General features: G+C 69.4%; 16 protein-coding genes. 12 read left to right on the top strand and 4 right to left on the bottom strand.

Annotated features, from left to right (window positions below):
- Nucleotides 1-869 precede the first annotated feature (869 nt).
- The 3 genes from MJ785_RS06940 to MJ785_RS06930 all read right to left on the bottom strand — a co-directional run bounded on the left by MJ785_RS06940 (nt 870) and on the right by MJ785_RS06930 (nt 3,894).
- The gene (locus tag MJ785_RS06940; RefSeq protein ID WP_239311736.1) at nt 870-1,784 is read right to left on the bottom strand and encodes an ABC transporter permease; all 915 of its coding nucleotides are present in this window, start codon (nt 1,782-1,784) and stop codon (nt 870-872) included.
- Nucleotides 1,784-2,863, bottom strand: coding sequence for an ATP-binding cassette domain-containing protein (locus MJ785_RS06935; RefSeq protein WP_370651680.1), 1,080 nt, complete (start codon nt 2,861-2,863; stop codon nt 1,784-1,786). The genes MJ785_RS06940 and MJ785_RS06935 overlap by 1 nt, the downstream gene beginning before the upstream one ends.
- A 194-nt stretch (nt 2,864-3,057) precedes the next feature.
- On the bottom strand, nt 3,058-3,894 hold the full coding sequence (locus tag MJ785_RS06930; RefSeq protein ID WP_239348031.1) for a PadR family transcriptional regulator: 837 nt from the start codon (nt 3,892-3,894) through the stop codon (nt 3,058-3,060).
- Between the two features lie 535 nt (nt 3,895-4,429).
- Here MJ785_RS06930 and hemL point away from each other — a divergent pair.
- The 6 genes from hemL to ccsB all read left to right on the top strand — a co-directional run bounded on the left by hemL (nt 4,430) and on the right by ccsB (nt 11,430).
- On the top strand, nt 4,430-5,788 hold the full coding sequence (hemL, locus tag MJ785_RS06925) for a glutamate-1-semialdehyde 2,1-aminomutase (RefSeq protein WP_239380215.1): 1,359 nt from the start codon (nt 4,430-4,432) through the stop codon (nt 5,786-5,788).
- Nucleotides 5,785-6,468, top strand: coding sequence for a histidine phosphatase family protein (locus MJ785_RS06920; RefSeq protein WP_239311743.1), 684 nt, complete (start codon nt 5,785-5,787; stop codon nt 6,466-6,468). The genes hemL and MJ785_RS06920 overlap by 4 nt, the downstream gene beginning before the upstream one ends.
- A gap of 303 nt (nt 6,469-6,771) precedes the next feature.
- Nucleotides 6,772-7,455, top strand: a complete 684-nt coding sequence (locus MJ785_RS06915) for a TlpA disulfide reductase family protein (RefSeq protein WP_308194813.1) — start codon at nt 6,772-6,774, stop codon at nt 7,453-7,455.
- The gene (locus tag MJ785_RS06910) at nt 7,452-8,369 is read left to right on the top strand and encodes a cytochrome c biogenesis CcdA family protein (protein WP_239380214.1); all 918 of its coding nucleotides are present in this window, start codon (nt 7,452-7,454) and stop codon (nt 8,367-8,369) included. The genes MJ785_RS06915 and MJ785_RS06910 overlap by 4 nt, the downstream gene beginning before the upstream one ends.
- 233 nt (nt 8,370-8,602) lie before the next feature.
- The gene (locus tag MJ785_RS06905; protein ID WP_239311754.1) at nt 8,603-10,213 is read left to right on the top strand and encodes a cytochrome c biogenesis protein ResB; all 1,611 of its coding nucleotides are present in this window, start codon (nt 8,603-8,605) and stop codon (nt 10,211-10,213) included.
- On the top strand, nt 10,213-11,430 hold the full coding sequence (gene ccsB, locus MJ785_RS06900) for a c-type cytochrome biogenesis protein CcsB (protein WP_239380213.1): 1,218 nt from the start codon (nt 10,213-10,215) through the stop codon (nt 11,428-11,430). Before MJ785_RS06905 ends, ccsB begins: the two co-directional genes overlap by 1 nt.
- 73 nt (nt 11,431-11,503) lie before the next feature.
- Here ccsB and MJ785_RS06895 read toward each other — a convergent pair whose 3' ends face one another.
- Nucleotides 11,504-11,908, bottom strand: a complete 405-nt coding sequence (locus tag MJ785_RS06895; RefSeq protein WP_239311748.1) for a PLD nuclease N-terminal domain-containing protein — start codon at nt 11,906-11,908, stop codon at nt 11,504-11,506.
- 388 nt (nt 11,909-12,296) lie between these two features.
- On the opposite strand from MJ785_RS06895, the gene MJ785_RS06890 reads away from it, so the two are divergent.
- From MJ785_RS06890 to MJ785_RS06865, 6 genes are all read left to right on the top strand, one after another.
- The gene (locus MJ785_RS06890; RefSeq protein WP_239380212.1) at nt 12,297-13,748 is read left to right on the top strand and encodes a menaquinone biosynthesis decarboxylase; all 1,452 of its coding nucleotides are present in this window, start codon (nt 12,297-12,299) and stop codon (nt 13,746-13,748) included.
- Between the two features lie 114 nt (nt 13,749-13,862).
- Complete coding sequence (mqnP, locus tag MJ785_RS06885) at nt 13,863-14,786, top strand: menaquinone biosynthesis prenyltransferase MqnP (RefSeq protein ID WP_305039907.1); 924 nt, start codon at nt 13,863-13,865, stop codon at nt 14,784-14,786.
- Nucleotides 14,787-14,803: 17 nt separating this feature from the next.
- Entirely contained in the window at nt 14,804-15,505 is a 702-nt protein-coding gene (locus MJ785_RS06880) for a UbiX family flavin prenyltransferase (RefSeq protein WP_370652883.1), read from the top strand.
- Between the two features lie 87 nt (nt 15,506-15,592).
- Nucleotides 15,593-15,934, top strand: coding sequence for a hypothetical protein (locus tag MJ785_RS06875; protein ID WP_239348025.1), 342 nt, complete (start codon nt 15,593-15,595; stop codon nt 15,932-15,934).
- 243 nt (nt 15,935-16,177) lie between these two features.
- Entirely contained in the window at nt 16,178-17,326 is a 1,149-nt protein-coding gene (mqnE, locus tag MJ785_RS06870; protein WP_239312019.1) for an aminofutalosine synthase MqnE, read from the top strand.
- Between the two features lie 11 nt (nt 17,327-17,337).
- Nucleotides 17,338-17,637 carry a hypothetical protein gene (locus MJ785_RS06865; RefSeq protein ID WP_239312016.1) on the top strand — a complete coding sequence of 100 codons (300 nt, stop codon included), beginning with the start codon at nt 17,338-17,340 and terminating at the stop codon, nt 17,635-17,637.
- Nucleotides 17,638-17,645: the final 8 nt, after the last annotated feature.

Raw genomic sequence — 17,645 nt, 5'->3', positions numbered from 1 at the left:
ACGATACGTGGGGCGGCCACGGGAAACGGGATGGCCCCGGAGAGGATCTCGTCGGGAGTATTCCCTGATGCCGGCTGATCGCGTCCGTCTCTGTGTCGGTGCCCGCGAGGATCTGCCCCCGCTCGTATACTGAGCGAAGCCCCGTCGGCTCACGAGCGTGGTTTGTCGTCAAGCGCGGTGAAAGACGGGGGCTGGGGCCTCCGGGCGCCGCGACGCGAATGGGGAACATTCCACGTCTGGGCGCGACGTCTACCGCTACCGCCAGCTGTCCGCCCCGCGGGCGGGGAAGGTCCAGTCCTACCACCGCTGTGCGTAGCCGGGATACCTCGTCCGTCCTTCGGCCAAGGCGTCGTACATGGCCCCGTGCCCACGCCGGTGCACCCCGTTCAACGACAGTTCCGGCAGGGGGACACCATCGGTCTGTCACTTGCACAACACCGCGTCGCACAGCTCGAACAGGGTATCGCCTCGCCGAGGCAGACAGCGGTACAGCTCTGACCGGAATCCGAGCAATCGGTTGAGACAGACCACACGGTCGTTCTCGGCCACCACCGGTGGCTCTGCCATAGTGCACGGCCACCCCTGTCCTTTGAAGTCGGATTTCCTCTGAAGGATCATGGGTGGCCGTTCTGTGTGTGGCTACTTCACCCCGTCGGACCACATCCCTGCCACGCGCGCCGCAGGCCCGAGGTTAAGAGCGCCCGAGGATAGGACTGTCCGGCTCGCGGCTCCCCGCATCCCGCCCGGCCGCGTTGTCGTCAGTCGGCTCCCAGCACCAGGGCGCCTTCCTCCGCAGCCTTGCCGGATCGGGCGCGGATGAGCCGCTCACTGATCGAACGCCTTATCCTCGGGCGCTCTAAAAATCAGGCCTACAGGGAGCGGCTGTAGGCGTCGAAGGCGCGGGTCGCGAGTTTCCCGGCTATCGCGGCGAGCCCGGTGAGGCAGCAGAGGTAGATGCTGACCGCCAGCCAGTCCGGGTCGGTCGAGCCGGCCTCGCGGGCGGCGCTGACCGCCCAGTCCACCGGGTTGACCCGCGCGATGGTCTTCATCCAGCCCGGCATGAGGTTCCGTGCCATGATTGCCGATGACATGAACGTCAACGGCAGGATGGCGAAGTTCACCGCCGCGATCAGGACGTCCTCCTTCCGCACGAGCAGGGCCAGCGCGTTCGAGCAGGCCGCGACCGTGACCGCGACCAGCGACGCGGCTGTGAGCAGGACGGCCGGGCCGACCAGGCCGTTGCGGTAGTGGGTCCCGACGGCCCAGCCGAGCAGCATGATGATGACCGACTGGATGGTGGTGACCACCACCTGGTAGACAAGCGCGCTACTGATCAGCGCGGATCGCCGGACCGGTGACGTGAGCATCCGGTCCATGACCCCGCGATCGATGTCGACGATGACCCGCATGCCGGACCAGCCGGCTGAGAACAGAGCGCTCATCACCACGACGCCGGCAGTCAGGAAATCGAAGTAGGATCCGCTGCCGAAGCCGGGAACATCGACGACCCGGCGGAACAGCGAACCGAACAGGGGCAGCCAGACCACGGCCTGCACGATCGTGATCGCCAGGTAGGCGGGCTGGCGAACCAGCGCACGCAGCTGCCGCACAGTCAGCCAGCGCAGCTGGCTGCCGGCGGACGCCGCGTACTCCGTTGCGGGCGACGGCGCCGGCCGGGAACCTGAAGCATCCACCCCACGGCCGGGGCGGAGCGTGCTGTCCATGGCAGCCGCTCCGGTGACCGCGTTGCCAGACCAGGTGGTGGTGCCGGTGCCGCCTGACATCACGCCACCTCCTTTTTGCGCGCGACGCCCTGTTCCCGGCCGTTCGTGTCGTCGGTACCAGCACCAGTACCAGCACCGACGCCGGCCGGGCGCGGGCCGGTCCCGGCGGTGGCCCTGAACCGGTGGCCGACATGGCGCAGGTAGACGTCATCCAGTGATGGTCTGGCGATCGTCGCCGCGATGACCGTGGTGTCCACCTGTTCGAGAGCGGCGAACACGGCGGGCAGGGACGACGCGCCGTTGGTCACCCGGCTGTGGACCTCGCGACCGTCCAGCGTGGTCTCGGTGACCCCGGGAATCCCGTTGAGGGCCATGGTGATGCCCTCCGCGAGAGCGGCGTCGGGAACGGTCGCGAGTTCCAGGCGGACGGCGTCTCCCCGCAGTTCGCTCTTGAGTTCGTCCGGGCTGCCTTCGACAAGGATGCGGCCGCCGTCGATGATGGCGACCCTGGACGCGAGCCGGTCCGCCTCCTCCAGGTAGTGGGTGGTCAGCATGATTGTCAGGCCGTCCGCCGCGAGTGAACCGATTTCGTCCCACATCTGCATGCGTGCGTGCGGGTCGAGCCCGGTGGTGGGTTCGTCGAGGAACAGCACGCTGGGCCGGTGCACCAGCCCGACGGCCACGTCGAGCTTCCGGAGCATGCCGCCGGAGTAGGTGCGCGCTGGGCGATCGGCGGCCTGGGCCAGCTCGAACCGGTCGAGCAGGTCGGTGACCCGGGTGGCCAGTTCGGCGCGGGCAAGCCCGTGCAGGTGGGCCGCGAGCGCGATGTTCTCCCGTCCGGTCGCTTCCAGGTCGATGCCGGAACGCTGCGTGACAACACCGATCCCCTGTCGCACCTGGCCGGGATGGGCGAGGACATCGATCCCGGCCACCGTGGCCCCGCCGGAGTCAGGACGCGAGAGCGTGGTGAGGATTTTCACCGTGGTGGACTTGCCGGCCCCGTTCGGTCCCAACAGGCCGAATACCGTGCCCGGGGCGACCTGGAAGCTGAGACGGTCCAGCGCCCGGACGCCACCTCGGTAGTGCTTGACCAGGTCGGACGCCTGGATCGCACAATGCCCGCCGGAGCCCACGAACATGGCTGTCGCCGTGGGGATGGCTGTCGCGGGCATGGACATGGACATGGACGCGACCGGGCCAGGCGCCTGGAGCAGCTGCGTGGTGGAGCTGCCGGTCGGTCGCGCGGCTTGCGCTGGAGCCGGGTCTGAGGTCATCGGTCCCCCTGAACTTCCTGAACCTGTGGGATGACGGGCGACAGAACGTGGTTCGTTGTTCACGTGATCGGTCTCCGGCTTCGATCGTGCGGGCCGGGCGTTCCAGCGGCGTCCCCGGGCGCGGCGGACGGCGCTGGCGGTGCCGGTTGTTCCCAGGCCGGCCAGGGGCTGGCGCCGGCCGGGCCGGCCTGCGCGGCGATGGCTCGTTCGGTCGTGTTCAGGACGGCGTCGGCCGCGGATCCCGTGTGGCCGCCAGCCCGCAGCGCCCGGACGACGACGTCGCGGATTCGGTCCGGTTCGGTCTCGCGAGTGTGGATGGCATCCCATATGTGGATGCCATCCAGTGTCCGTTCGGAGATCATCTTGATGAGCTCGTCCACGTAGCGGAGCTCGGCCTGGGCCAGCGCGCTGACGAACCCGGTTTCCAGCATGAACAATCGGGGCAGGCCTTCGCGGACGGTGAGGGCCTGCCCCGCGCGGGCGTGCTCGATCTGGAGCATGAGCCGGCTGCGGCGTTCGGTGAGCAGCCGGACGGCGTCTTCTGGCGTGAGCACGGCCAGCATGGACAGCGCCGCCTCGAAGCGCAGGTACTCCTTCGCGGGTGTGCTGACAAGCTCGGACATCCAGTCGTAGAGCTCGGTTCGACCAGCGGTGGTGATCTCGTAGATGGTCCGCTCGGGCCGCCGGCCTTCGCGAACGGTCTCCCGTGCCCTGATGTAGCCGCCACGGGCCAGCGACTCCACCACGGTGTAAAGCGAGCCGTAGGTCAGCTTGATGCTGTTTTCCTTGTGGCGCTCACGCATCGTAGTTGACATTTCGTACGGATGCATGGGCCGTTCGTTGAGCAGCGCAAGCACAGCCAGTGCCAACATGTTTGCCGGCCGTTGATGTGCCATGCTCCCACCACCTCGGCTCCGATTACTCGGAAGCGAGTATCCGAGGCGCGAGCGCTGGCTGTCAATCGGGCAGGTGGCTGCTTGGAGCGGCTGGCGGTGGTCAACAGCGCTGGCTGGTACACGGAAAAAATGGATCATTGATGTGGGCCGTGGCGCCGGTGCGGCGTGTTCGCTGGACCCGGCGGCGGACTCTCGGAATGCTCACAGGCGCGGAGCAGGTGTATCAGCCGAAAGCCGTGGACACGATCCCTGTCTCGAGTGGCAACAACCGGACACACCGGCCGTCTGGCGCGCTACGCCGTGCGCCGCACGGCTGGCTGCGTCATGCTCACAGATGCGTCGTGACACAGCCGGTGCGGGTGGGCTCGGCGGCGCGCCCGCACCGCGGCTGGTTGGCGTTCCGTGCACCGAGCCGCCGCCGGTGGGCGGCTGGGTTATCCCCCGCCCACCGGCGGCTCCCTCCAAAAAATCATCAATGGTCGGAGTGCGGGCACATCGTGCGGCGGCGCGGTGCGGACCTGCGAGGATCGGTGGTATGCCAGTCGGATCCGAGGCTCCGGCCTCCCAGGAGTTGTTCCGCCGCGCGCAGCGGGTCATCCCAGGTGGGGTCAACTCACCGGTCCGGGCGTTTCAGGCTGTTGGCGGCACACCGCGCTTCATGGTGTCCGGGGATGGTGCATACCTCACTGACGCGGACGGTCGCAGGTATGTCGACCTGGTCTGCTCGTGGGGGCCGATGATTCTTGGTCATGCCCACCCGGCGGTCGTCGAGGCGCTGCGGGCGGCGGCGGCACGTGGTACGAGCTACGGCACGCCGAGCCCGGGTGAGGTCGAGCTGGCCGAAGAGATCGTGTCAAGAGTGGCCCCGGTCGAGCAGGTCCGGTTGGTCAACTCCGGGACCGAGGCCACCATGAGCGCGCTGCGGCTCGCGCGGGGTTTCACCCGACGTCCGAAGATCATAAAGTTTGCCGGCTGCTACCATGGTCATGTCGACGCCCTGCTCGCCGCGGCTGGTTCGGGAGTGACGACCCTCGGCCTGCCGGAAACACCGGGCGTGACTGCCGCCACCACAGCGGAAACGATCGTCGTGCCCTACAACGACCTGGGCGCCGTCGAGGCGGCATTCATCCGGTATCCTGACGAGATCGCCGCTGTCATCACCGAAGCCGCCGCCGCCAACATGGGAGTTGTCCCGCCGCTGCCGGGTTTCAACGCCGGAGTGCGTCGGCTTTGTGACACCTACGGGGCATTGTTCATCCTGGATGAGGTGATGACCGGTTTTCGGGTCGGGCCGGCCGGCTGGTGGGGGGCGGAAGGCGCCGTCGAGGGATGGGCGCCGGATCTGTTCACCTTCGGCAAGGTCATGGGCGGTGGGCTGCCCGCGGCGGCCTTCGGTGGCCGGGGTGAGGTGATGGCCCATCTCGCCCCGGCCGGACCCGTTTATCAGGCCGGGACGCTGTCGGGCAACCCGCTGGCGGTTGCCGCGGGTCTGGCCACGCTGCGAGCCTGCGGCCCGGAGGTGTACACGACGGTTGACACGCGCGCCGGTGATGTTGCCGGCATCGTGTCGACTGCGCTGACCGAGCAGGGCGTGCCGCACCTGCCCAGCAGCGCCGGTTCGCTGTTCAGCGTGTTCTTCACCGACGCGCCGTCCGTCATCGACTACACCGGGGCGCGGACCCAGTCGAGCGCCCGCTACGCGGCGTTCTTCCATGCGATGCTGGACGCCGGGGTGTACCTGCCGCCGTCCGCTTATGAGGCGTGGTTCGTCTCGGCGGCACACGATGACGCCGCTGTCGAGCGGATCGCCAACGCCGCGCCGGCGGCGGCGCGGGCCGCGGCCGGCGTCCCTGAGCCGGTGCCGGCAACAAGCGCTGGAGGGCCGCGCTCATGACGCGGACGGGCACTGACACCGCTGACACCACTGACAGCACTGACACCCCGCTGACGACCATCCACCTTGTCCGTCATGGTGAGGTCTTCAATCCCCAGAAGATCCTTTATGGCAGGCTGCCCGGGTTCGTGCTGTCCGAAGCCGGCGCGCGCCAGGCCAAGGTGACCGCGGAGTTTCTTGCTGATCGTGACATCGCTGTTGTTGTCGCCAGCCCGCTGGAGCGGGCGAGACAGACCGCCGCGCCGATTGCCGCCGCCAGCGGTGTCGCAGTCGAGGTCGACCCACGCCTCATCGAGAGTCGCAACGTCTTCGAGGGCAAGCCGTTCGAGGCCGGGCCGGCCCTTGTCCGCTACCCACGGATGTGGAAAATTCTGATCAATCCGTTCGAGCCGTCCTGGGGGGAGCCTTACACTGAGATCGCTGGACGGATGCTCGCCGCCGTCGCCGAGTGGCGTGCGGCCTTCCCCGGCCGGGAGGTGGTCCTGGTCAGCCACCAGCTACCTGTGTGGACGACCCGCCGCGCGCTGGAGGGCAGCAGGCTCTGGCACCGTCCGGACCGTCGCCAGTGCGCGCTCGCCAGTGTGACGTCGGCGGTGTACTCCGGCGATCGGCTGGTGCGGGTCGACTATGCCGAGCCGAACGGCCCGACCGTCAACCAGGCCGGTTCTGTCGGTGCCTGACCTGCCCGTGGGCCTTCGCGGCTGTCCTCGGACGCTCCGGCAACAGGGGATGCGGCGTCGCGGGGCCAGGGCACGCGCCTCGCGCCATCGCTCCCCATCCATCGCGATCCATCGCCGCGCGACGCACGTCGGTTGCCACCCACCACCTCCGGCGGCTCCCCGGGCTGCCTCGCGACGCACGCATCCCAACCCCGTTCCTTGATTTGATCGGGTTGGGGACATCGGGGGGCCGGGCAGCGGCGGCGCCCGCAACCTACGCTTGGGGCCGAGTTCTACAGTGGGTCGTAGGTGAGACCGGGTCCGATGCGTGTGACGGGAGTGAGTGTGGACGGGCGGCGGAGCGTGACAGCGGCATCGGGGATGCCTGCCGCCTGGGCCGGGCGGGCGCGGTGGCCGGGTCCGCGTCCACGTCCACGTCAACATGCGTCGCTGGTCATCACCGGTGCGCTGTGCGCGCTGCTCTGTGTGGTGACTGGCTGTTCCAGCGGGACCGACAGCGTGGATCAGGCTGCTGGTGGTGGGTTCGGTTTTGTCCAGCAGGCGTCCAACTCCGACTTCGTCCCGGTCGAGAACCGGACGCCGGCCCCGATCCTCACCGGGCCGACCGTGACCGGTCCCGAGCTGGACCTCACCAGCTACCGCGGGCGGATCATCGTCGTGAACTTCTGGGCGTCGTGGTGCGCGCCCTGCCGCGCGGAAACGCCCGGTCTGGTCACGATGGCCGCCGACAATCCACAGGTGGCCTTCGTCGGTGTGAACGAGAAGGACAACCTCTCCGCGGCGAAGGCGTTCATCCGTGATAATGGGGTGAACTATCCCAGCATCATCGACCGGATCGGCACGCTCGCCGCGCGCTGGCCGGTGCCGCCCGGCCTGCCGTCCACCTTCGTGCTGGACGCCAAGGGCCGGCTCGCGGCCCGCTTCACCGGCGGGGTTCTCCCGGATGAGCTGACGCCCATGCTCACCAGGCTGCGGGCGGAGACGTGAGCGTCGCGTCGTTCGTCACCGATGGACCGCTGCTGCTCGCTGTGCCGGTCGCCGCGGCGGCCGGGCTGCTGTCGTTCCTGTCCCCGTGCGTGCTGCCGTTGGTGCCCGGATACCTGTCGTTCGTCACCGGGTTGTCGGGCGAGGATCTCGCGACCGGCCCGGTGCCTGGCACCGGCCGGGCAACCGCCTTGGCCGCCATGGCCGTGCCGGCTGTGCCGGCTGTGCCGGGTGTGCCAGCCGGGCCGGCGGCGGCCGGCGCTCCGGGGGCCCCGCTCGAGGTCGCGGCCCCGCCCCGGGCCTGGTCTCGGTTGCGATCACGCCGCCGGGCGGGCCGGGTCACCGTCGGAACCGGCCTGTTCATCGCCGGTTTCACCGCCGTCTTCGTCAGCTACGGCGCCGCCTTCGGCGGGCTGGGGCGATGGCTGACCCTGCACCAGGTAGGCGTCAGCCAGATCCTCGGCGCGGTGACCATCGTCATGGGGCTGGCGTTCGCCGGTGTTTTCGCGCGGGTCCCGCTGGCCAACCGGGAATGGCGCATCCACCGCCTGCCCGCCCCGGGCCTGCTCGGCGCACCGCTGCTCGGAGTCCTGTTCGGGGTCGGCTGGACGCCGTGTCTCGGGCCGACTCTCACCGCGGTGCTGGGCCTGGCCGTACAGAGCGCGACCGCCGGCCGAGGCGCGCTGCTGTCCGCCGTCTATTGCCTGGGGCTGGGGATACCCTTCCTGATCGTGGGCCTGGCTTTCCGGCGGGTCGCTGGTGCGCTGGCCGCGGTGCGCAGGCACGCGCGGACGCTTACCCTCTTCGGTGGCGTCCTGCTCGTCGGCGTCGGGCTCCTCCAGCTCACCGGCGCCTGGGCTGATCTGATCGCGGCTGTCCGCCCCTACGCGCCGGGTTTCGGGGAGACTCCGCTGTGAGCCAGCCGACGGCGCCCACGACCGTGCCTGACGATGTGCGTGCGCAGGCATCGCCACCGCCGTCTCAAGCGTCGGGCGGGCCGGATGCTGCCGCGCTGGATGCTGTCGGGCCGGATGTTCGCGGCGCCGGCCCTGTCCGAGGCCTCGGCTCCGCGCGCCGGGTCTCCGCGCGGTGGGGCCCCGCGCGGTGGGTCATCGTGCGGATCCGGCGGCTTTGGCATCAGCTGACCAGTATGCGCACCGCGTTGTTGCTGCTGTTCCTGCTGGCGCTCGCGGCCGTCCCTGGTTCCCTGCTGCCACAGCGGTCGCTGAACCCGTTGAAAGTCGAGCAGTACTTCCGTGACCACCCGTCGCTCGCGCCGGCGCTGGACAGGGTGTCCGCGTTCAACGTGTTCGGCGCTCCCTGGTTCGCCGCGATCTACCTGTTGTTGTTCATCTCCCTGATCGGATGCCTGTCGGCCAGGGTCCGCTGGCATGCCAGAGCGCTGGTGGGACGCCCGCCGCGGGCACCGGCCCGGCCGAGCCGGCTGACCGGAGGGCAGACGTGGGACACCGCGCTCACCCCGCCGGAGGCGATCGAGGCCGCGCGGGTGGTTCTGCGGCGGCGGCGGTTCCGGTTGGCCGTCGCCGCCGAGGGCGCCACCCGGCCCGATGGCAGCCCCGACTTCTCCGTGGCGGCGGAAAAGGGGTACCTGCGCGAGACCGGAAACCTGATTTTCCATATCGCGCTGGTCCTCATGCTCGTCGGTGTCGGGCTGGGCTCGTGGTTCGGCTATCAGGGCACGGTCCTCGTCATCACGGGGGACGGGTTTGCGAACACGCTGGTCTCCTACGACCAGTTCAGCCGGGGCAGGCTTGTCGACCCCGCCGGTGGCCTGGCGCCGTTCTCCCTGACCATGGAGAAGTTCACCGCCTCCTACCAGCCGACCGGCCAGCCGGCGGACTTCCGCGCGACGGTCGCGTACGCATCCGGGCTGCGCGAGCCCACCCGTGTGGCTGAGATCCGGGTCAACCACCCGCTGGCGATCGGCAGCGCAAAGATCTATCTGATCGGGCACGGATACGCGCCGCACTTCGTGTTGCGTGACGCTGCCGGCGGGGTTGTCTGGGAGGGCTATCAACCGTGCACGCCCCGGGACGCCATGTTCACCTCCACCTGCACATTGAAGATCGGCGATACCGGGCTCGCGCCGACCGGACCCACCCGTGAGCCGCGGCAGCTGGCATTCAGCGGCGTGTTCACGCCCACCACCGAACTGGACCGGGCGCGCGGCTATGTCTCGACCTACCCGGCGGCGAACGCACCCGGCCTGACGCTCACCGGCTATGTCGGCAACCTGCACATCAACGAGGGCATCCCGCAGAACGTCTACTCGCTGGACACCCGTGACATGCGTCAGCTCCGGCTGAACGGGCCGCTCGGCGATGATCGCGCGGCGCAGGTCCTGGCGCTGAACAACCCGAAGCAGCGAACCGTCACCGGTCTGCCCGGCGGGATGTCACTGGAGGCCGACGGCGTGCGCGAGTTCGCGACATTCCAGACGAAGTCGGACCCGTTCAAGGGCTGGGTGCTGGTCGCGGCGATTGCCATCATCTGCGGTCTGCTGGTGAGCATGCGGGTCCGCCGCCGCCGGGTCTGGGTGCGGGCGCGCCCCGCGGCCGGCACGGGCGTAGGAACGGGTGCGGATGCGCATGCGGCTGCCGCGACCATCGTCGAGATCGGCGGTCTGTCCCGGTCCGACATCGACGGCTTCGCCGCCGAACTGCGGGCGATCGCGCTGGATGCGCGGGCGGCCATGGAGACGGACCCCCGGCTGGTGGACTCCAACAAACAGGAGCTGTGATGCCTGTCAACTCCGGTCTTGCCGCGTTGTCCGATCATTTTCTCGGCGCGACCATGGTGGTCTACGCGCTGGCGATGCTCGGCTACGCGGCCGAGTTCGCGTTCGGCCGGTTCGGACGGACGAGCGGCGCACCGGCGGTGGAGCCGGTCATGTCATCGCCGTCATCGGCCGGAGCCGCCCGGCTCACGGCTTCCGAACGGGTCCCGGCGATGGCCGGCGCCGGTCTCGGCGCGGCCGAACGCAGCGGGGAGGTCGACGGCGGCGTTGACGGTGGTGGCGTTGACGGCGGCGTTGACGGCGGCGTTGACGGCGGCGTTGACGGTGGCGGCCAGGGCGGACCCGGCGCGATGACTGATCCGGCGGCGGCACTGGCCGCGGCGATGGCCGGGGATAGCGAGCACCCACCCGGCCCGGCCGGGGTGCGCTGGATCGGCCGGATCGCGGTGGCGCTGACCGCTCTTGGCTGGCTGGCTCAGGTGGGTTCGGTGACGGCTCGTGGCTTTGCCGCGCACCGGGTGCCGTGGGGGAACATGTACGAGTTCTCATCCATGATCACGTTGGTCGCGGTGTCAACCTACCTGGTCATGCTGGCGCGGACCCGGGCTCGTGTCCGCTGGCTGGGTGTTTTCGTGATGTTCCCGGTGGTTCTCTATCTGGGTTTCGCCGGCACGGTGCTCTACGTCGCCGTGGGACCGCTTGTCCCAGCGCTGAACTCCTACTGGCTTAAGATCCACGTGGCCGCGGCGATCGTCGCCAGCGGCGTGTTCATGCTCTCGGCGGTCACGACCGTCCTGTATCTGCTGAAGGACCGCTGGGAGAACCAGCTGGCCGCTGTCGCCGCGGGGCGGGCCGGCGCGTCCGCCGCGATGCGCAAGCGTGGTGGCATCATGATGCGTCTGCCCACGGCCGCGGTTCTGGACCGCATCACCTACCGGGTGATCGGGCTGGCGTTCCCGATCTGGACGTTCGCGGTCATCGCCGGGGCGATCTGGGCGGAGGCGGCCTGGGGCCGTTACTGGGGCTGGGACCCGAAGGAGACCTGGTCGTTCATCACGTGGGTGATCTACGCCGCGTACCTGCACGCCCGGGCCACCGCCGGTTGGAAGGGCAACAGGGCCGCGGCGATCTCACTGTTGGGTTTCAGCGCGTTGTTCGTGGATTACTACCTGGTCAATCTGGTGATCTCCGGGTTGCACTCCTACGCCGGGGTGAACTGACAGGCCCGGCCCGGTGCGAGACCCGCTCCGCGAGTGGCCAGGGCGTTCGAGCGGCGGATCGGGGACGGGCTTTTCAGGTTCGGGAGGTACCGTCGCCGTCCCCGCGACGGATCCGTTCGGACAGTTCGCGCAGGAACTCGGGGTTGTCGTCGGGGGCGACCGATGGCGGTGCCGGGCCTCGGCGCGCCCAGGGAAACTGACGCCCGGCGGAGATCCTGTCGGGGTCACCCCAGCGGATGCCGGGGCGCTCCGTCCAGGGCGACCGACCGCCCCATGCCGGATGATCACTGTTCCGCGCGGCGCCAGCGCCACGGCGTGGGCGGCCCAGCAGGAACCAGGCCACAGCGCCGACGACCTCGAACAGAACGATGATCACGATCCAGGCGAGTTTGGGGAGCGTACGGACCGAGGCGGCCGGGGTCACGGCCGCGTCGACAATCGCGTAAACCCAGAACCCGAGAACTACCAGCGTCAGCACGAGCCCGACCACCGTACCGCCGCCCCCTTACCCGATCGCGCCAGCTGTCAGAACCTCACGGAGGCCCGATTTACCTGCCCGTACCGTACCGGCCGGTTGTGGTCCATCAGGCCCAGCGGTCATGTCCGTCGTTGTTCGACCGTACCGTCAACCATTCCCCCCGCAGCGGCGGTGCGTCCGCCCGGGGCAACGGGGTGGGACAGCCATACCCCCGTCACACATCCGGTACCGATGCCGCAGCCGGATGCGTACCCGCGGCTGCCGCGCGTCCGCGGCAGTCCCAGCGTGCTCCCGGTGAGCACGAGAGCTCTCCCGTCTCCTCCCGTCTCCCCTTCCGCCTCGAACGGCAATGCGGCCGGCCGCACCGCCCGCTGCAAGGATGGTGGCCATGGCCTGGGCGGATCTGCGCGCGTTCCTCGCTCACCTCGAGCGTCACGGCGACCTGCGGCACGTCCGCGTCCCAGTCGATCCGGTCCTGGAGGTCACTGAGATCGTCACACGGGTTGTCCGGGACCGCGGACCCGCGCTGCTGTTTGACCGGCCGGCCGGTGCCGACATGCCATTGGCAATCAACGTCTTCGGGACGGAGCGGCGGATGGCCGCGGCGCTGGGAGCCAGCAGCCTCGACGAGATCGGCGACCGGATCGCCGCCATGCTCAAACCCGAGCTGCCTGTCGGGCTCACCGGGCTGCGCGAGGCGCTCGGCAAGGCCGCGGCGCTGCGGACAGTGCCGCCTCGCATGGTCCGCACCGCGCCCTGTCAGCATGTCGTGCTCAAGGGCTCGGATGTCGACCTGTTCCGGCTGCCCGGGGTACATGCCTGGCCAGACGATGGCGGCGCCTTCCTCAACCTCGGCCTTACCCACACGAGGCATCCCGAGACGGGCCAGCGCAACCTGGGCATGTACCGGCTGCAACGCCACGACGCCCGGACGGTCGGGATGCACTGGCAGATCCACAAGGACTCCAACGCCCACCACGCCGTGGCCGAGCGCCGTGGCGAGAAGCTGCCGGTCGCCATCGCGTTCGGCTGTGACCCGGCGGTGACCTACGCGGCGTCCGCGCCGCTGCCGGCGGAGATCGACGAGTACCTGTTCGCCGGGTTCCTGCGCGGCGAGCGGGTCGAGATGGTCGACTGCCTGACGGTTCCGCTGCGGGTGCCCGCAAACGCCCAGATCGTGCTGGAGGGCTGGCTGGAGCCCGGCCAACGGCGTCCAGAGGGGCCGTTCGGTGACCATACGGGCTTCTACACGCCGGTCGAGCCGTTCCCCGCGCTTCGGGTCGACGCCATGACCATGCAGCGTGACCCGGTCTTCCAGACGATCGTCGTGGGTCGCCCACCGCAGGAGGACGGCCCACTCGGCAAGGCGACAGAACGGATCTTTCTGCCGTTGATCCGGATGATGATCCCGGAGATAGTCGACTACGACCTCCCGGTCGAGGGCGTCTTCCACAACTGCGCCATCGTCTCGATCGACAAGCGCTACCCCAAGCACGCGCAGAAGGTCATGCACGCCGTCTGGGGCGCCGGGCTGTTGTCGCTGTCCAAGCTCGTCGTCGTCGTCGATGCCGATTGTGACGTCCACGACTACTCCGAGGTGGCCTGGCGGGCGTTCGGCAACGTCGACTACGCCCATGACCTCCTGACCACGATCGGCCCGGTCGACCACCTCGACCATGCTTCCTACGAACAGTTCTTCGGTGGGAAGATCGGCGTGGACGCCACCCGCAAGCTCCCGGCCGAGGGATACCGTCGCGAGGGCGGCTGGCCCGCGGAGGCCGTGATGGATCAGGCAACCAGGGAGCTGGTCGCCCGTCGCTGGAAAGAGTACGGACTGTAGAAAAGCCTGCGAAAAAGAGTACGGACTGGTAGGAGTGCCCGGCAGGAGAAACGCCCGGTAGCAGGGAAGCGATGGGTCCCCGGCGCGCGGCGAGGCGGATGGAGTTGATCGCTGGTGAGTGAAGCGGCAGTTGCCCCGGAGATGCCGGGGCCGGCTCCGGCACCCGACGGTCCCGTTCGCGCCTTCCTGCGGGTGGTGGTGATCGAACATTCGGTGTTCGCCCTGCCGTTCGCCTATGTCGCCGCGCTCACCGCGTCCTTCGACATCTCCCGCTCGGTGCACTGGCTGGACATCGGTCTGGTGACCATCGCGATGGTCGCGGCCCGCACCTTCGCGATGGCCACCAACCGGATCATTGATCGCAAGATCGACGGACGCAACCCGCGGACGGCCGGACGTGAGCTGGTCACCGGCGTCGTCTCGGTGCGCACCGCCGCGGTCGGCGCGGCCATCGCGCTGGCGGTCTTCTGTGCCGCGGCCGCCGCGCTGTCCTGGCTCTGTCTGGCGCTCGCGCCGCTCGCGGTCATCCCGCTGGTCGTCTATTCCTATTCCAAGCGGTTCACCAACTTCCCACACGTCGTTCTCGCCCTGGCCCAGGCGGTCGCGCCCATCGGCGCCTGGATAGCCATCACCGACCACTGGTCGTGGGCGGGAGTCGTCCTCGGGGCCGCGGTCGGCGCCTGGATCGCCGGCTTCGACCTGATCTACTCCTGTCAGGATGCCGAGATCGACCGCGGCATCGGCGTGGGGTCGGTGCCGGCTCGGTTCGGCGTTCAGGCCGCGCTGACGGCATCGATCGTCACCCATGTGGTGACGTTCGCCTTCTTCGTCGTGTTCGGGCTGATGGAGAACTTCGGCGTCTGGTGGTGGGCCGGCCTCGCGGTGACCGCCGCCGCGTTCTGTTACGAGCACGCGATCGTCTCCGCGGACGACCTGTCGCGCGTGAACCGGGCCTTCCTCACCGCGAACGGTTTCGTCGGCATCGCCCTGTTCACCTTCGCCACCATCGACCTCGCCGGGCGCGGCCTGGCCTGGTGACCGGTGTAACGGGCCCGGTGAGCGGCGTGGGACGGGCCGCGGCCGGCCCGGACGCCGGCGAGCCGCGGCGACCATGGGTGGTGGGCGTCAGCGGTGCGAGCGGAACGCCATACGCGGCGTCGGTGCTGCGTGGCCTGCTGACCGCTGGTCTGCCGATCGATCTGATCGTCTCCCGGGCCGCCCGCCTCACGCTGCTCGACGAGACGGGCCTGGCCTGGCGGGACAACGCCTGGCCGCAGGCGTTGGCGAGCTGGCTCGGCGTCGGCACGGCCGCCGCCGTGTCACGGGCGGCGGAGACGGGCTGGCTTCGGCACTGGTCGCCGGGTGACCTGGCGGCCGGCCCGAGCAGCGGCTCCTACCTGACGCGAGGGATGATCGTTGTTCCGGCGAGCACCGCGGCGGTGGCCGGGATAGCCCTGGGCCTGTCCAAGGACCTGCTGCAACGAGTCGCCGACGTCACGTTGAAGGAACGCCGCACGCTGGTCGTCGTCCCCCGGGAGATGCCGTTCACCCGCTCGACGCTGCTGCACATGCTGTCGCTGCACGAGGCGGGCGCGGTGGTGGCGGCGGCGAGCCCCGGCTTCTACGCGGGCGCGACCGACGCGCAGGCGCTCGTGGACTTCGTCGCCGGCAAGGTCCTGGACGTGGCCGGCGTACCCAACACCCTCCTGCGCCGCTGGACGGGTGAGCTCGGCGCCGCCCGCCGCCCGTCCTCATGACCGGGCATCCGACGGTGTCCACCGCCCGAGCCGTACCGTGAACTCGCGGCATCCGTAGTTGATGTCAGGCTGGGGATTGAGGCAGGTATGGCGCGCAACAACACGAGGAAAAGCCCCGCGGCGGCACCGGCGTCCAAGGGCCGGGCGGCGCGCGCGGGCGGCCGGCCGTCGTCAGCACCGTCAGCACCGGATCTCCGGGTACAGCTGCCGTACTTCGCCGCCCGGATCGCGGCGCTGATCGTGGTGCTGGCCGTCCTGCTCGGCCTGGACGTCAGCCCGGTCCTGGCGTTGCTGTCCGCTTTGGTGATCACGGGCGTGCTGACCTACCCGGTGGGCCGGATGCAGCGCCGTGCCGCCGAACGCGCCGCCGGGCGCCCGGCCGGCAGGCGCGGCACCAGCGTGGCGGGCCGAGATGTCAGCGAGCGGTGATGCCGAGGCCGATGGCCGCTGATCGGCATTTTTCCCTAGCAAGATCGGCGGATGTTTGTCGTTGGGTACGCCGATCAGGCCGAAAACCGTACCCAACGACAAACACGCGCTGATCATGAAAAGGGCGCCGGCCGCGGGCACGCTGGAGGTTCTGGGCGGTGCCTTGGACGAAGACTGGACGAGGCAGCCGGACAGGCTGGCCTCAGGCCAGTCGCGGGAGCGCGCGGGGCTACCCTCATAGTTATGGACGCCGGGTTCAAGCGTGAGATCGAAGCGAAGGTCGGCGGCGGCGAGCGGCTCAGCCGCGCCGACGGCGAGGCCCTCTACGCCTGCGACGAGCTGGCCTGGCTGGGGGAGCTGGCGCATTCCGTCCGGGTGCGCAAAAACGGCGACGCGACGTACTTCAACGTCAACCGGCATCTGAACCTCACCAACGTGTGCGCGGCGTCCTGCGCGTACTGCTCGTTCCAGCGCAAGCCCGGCGAGGCCGAGGCGTACACGATGCGTATCGAGGAGGCCGTGCGGCTGGCCCGGGAGATGGAGCCCGCCGGCATCACCGAGCTGCACATCGTCAACGGCCTGCATCCGACCCTGCCGTGGCGTTACTACCCGCGTTCACTGCGCGAGCTGTCCAAAGCACTGCCGGGGGTGGCGCTCAAGGCGTTCACCGCCACCGAGATCCACTGGTTCGAGAAGATCAGCGGCCTGCCCGCGGACGAGATCCTCGACGAGCTGATCGACGCCGGTCTGGAGTCGCTGACCGGGGGCGGCGCGGAGATCTTCGACTGGGAGGTCCGCCAGCACATCGTGGGCCACGAGACCCACTGGGAGGACTGGTCGCGCATCCACCGGATCGCCCACGCCAAGGGCCTGCGGACGCCGTGCACCATGCTTTACGGCCATATCGAGCAGCCCCGCCACCGGGTCGACCACGTCCTGCGGCTGCGCGAGCTCCAGGACGCCACCGGAGGGTTCGTGGTGTTCATCCCGCTGCGCTTTCAGCACGACGCGGCTGGCGATCCCCGCAACCGGCTCATGAACCAGCCGATGGCGACCGGCGCTGAGGCGCTGAAGACGTTCGCGGTGTCCCGGCTGCTGTTTGACAATATCGATCACATCAAGTGTTTCTGGGTGATGCACGGCCTGACCACGGCCCAGCTCGCGCTGAACTTCGGCGTGGACGACCTGGATGGGTCGGTCGTTGAATACAAGATCACCCACGACGCGGACGGTTTCGGGACGCCCACCACGATGACCCGTGACGACCTGCTCACCGTGATCAGGGATGCCGGTTTCCGGCCGGTGGAGCGCAACACCCGCTACCGGGTGATCCGGGAGTTCGATGGCCCCGACCCGGCCCGTCGGGATCTTCCCCAGCCGATCGGCGCATAGGCTCCCGCGACATGCAGACCAGCCGACCGGACACCTCGGATGCCCCGGATGCGCGGGCGCCGCGGCCGGGTGCGCCCGCGCATCCCGCCAAGCCGAAGGGATCGGCCGGTATCGGCTCGATCTTCATACTGGCTTTCCTGGTGATTCTTGTGCCAGGCGTGACTGCCTACGCCCTGCTGCGGCTCGCCGGTCTGGCGATCGGCCCGGCCGGGCTGCTCGGCCTGTTGGTGATGTTCATCTGTCTCGGCCTGTATCCGTCCTTGCTGCAACGCCTTGGCTGGGTACGCAGGCGCACCCGTCGCCCGAGATGACATGAGCC

This window comes from Protofrankia sp. CiT1, from assembly GCF_917627335.1.
Classification (GTDB): domain Bacteria; phylum Actinomycetota; class Actinomycetes; order Frankiales; family Frankiaceae; genus Protofrankia.
This window is presented reverse-complemented; position numbering and strand designations above follow the sequence as displayed.

What these genes read in the sequence shown, in the direction of transcription:
- MJ785_RS06875 (WP_239348025.1), top strand. Translation starts at nt 15,593, where the DNA reads ATGGCGCGCAACAACACGAGGAAAAGCCCCGCGGCGGCACCGGCGTCC.
- MJ785_RS06905 (WP_239311754.1), top strand. Translation starts at nt 8,603, where the DNA reads ATGCGCACCGCGTTGTTGCTGCTGTTCCTGCTGGCGCTCGCGGCCGTC.
- MJ785_RS06935 (WP_370651680.1), bottom strand. Translation starts at nt 2,863, where the DNA reads ATGTTCGTGGGCTCCGGCGGGCATTGTGCGATCCAGGCGTCCGACCTG.
- hemL (WP_239380215.1), top strand. Translation starts at nt 4,430, where the DNA reads ATGCCAGTCGGATCCGAGGCTCCGGCCTCCCAGGAGTTGTTCCGCCGC.
- MJ785_RS06920 (WP_239311743.1), top strand. Translation starts at nt 5,785, where the DNA reads ATGACGCGGACGGGCACTGACACCGCTGACACCACTGACAGCACTGAC.
- MJ785_RS06865 (WP_239312016.1), top strand. Translation starts at nt 17,338, where the DNA reads ATGCAGACCAGCCGACCGGACACCTCGGATGCCCCGGATGCGCGGGCG.
- MJ785_RS06930 (WP_239348031.1), bottom strand. Translation starts at nt 3,894, where the DNA reads ATGGCACATCAACGGCCGGCAAACATGTTGGCACTGGCTGTGCTTGCG.
- MJ785_RS06940 (WP_239311736.1), bottom strand. Translation starts at nt 1,784, where the DNA reads ATGTCAGGCGGCACCGGCACCACCACCTGGTCTGGCAACGCGGTCACC.
- MJ785_RS06915 (WP_308194813.1), top strand. Translation starts at nt 6,772, where the DNA reads ATGCGTGTGACGGGAGTGAGTGTGGACGGGCGGCGGAGCGTGACAGCG.
- ccsB (WP_239380213.1), top strand. Translation starts at nt 10,213, where the DNA reads ATGCCTGTCAACTCCGGTCTTGCCGCGTTGTCCGATCATTTTCTCGGC.
- mqnE (WP_239312019.1), top strand. Translation starts at nt 16,178, where the DNA reads ATGGACGCCGGGTTCAAGCGTGAGATCGAAGCGAAGGTCGGCGGCGGC.
- MJ785_RS06890 (WP_239380212.1), top strand. Translation starts at nt 12,297, where the DNA reads ATGGCCTGGGCGGATCTGCGCGCGTTCCTCGCTCACCTCGAGCGTCAC.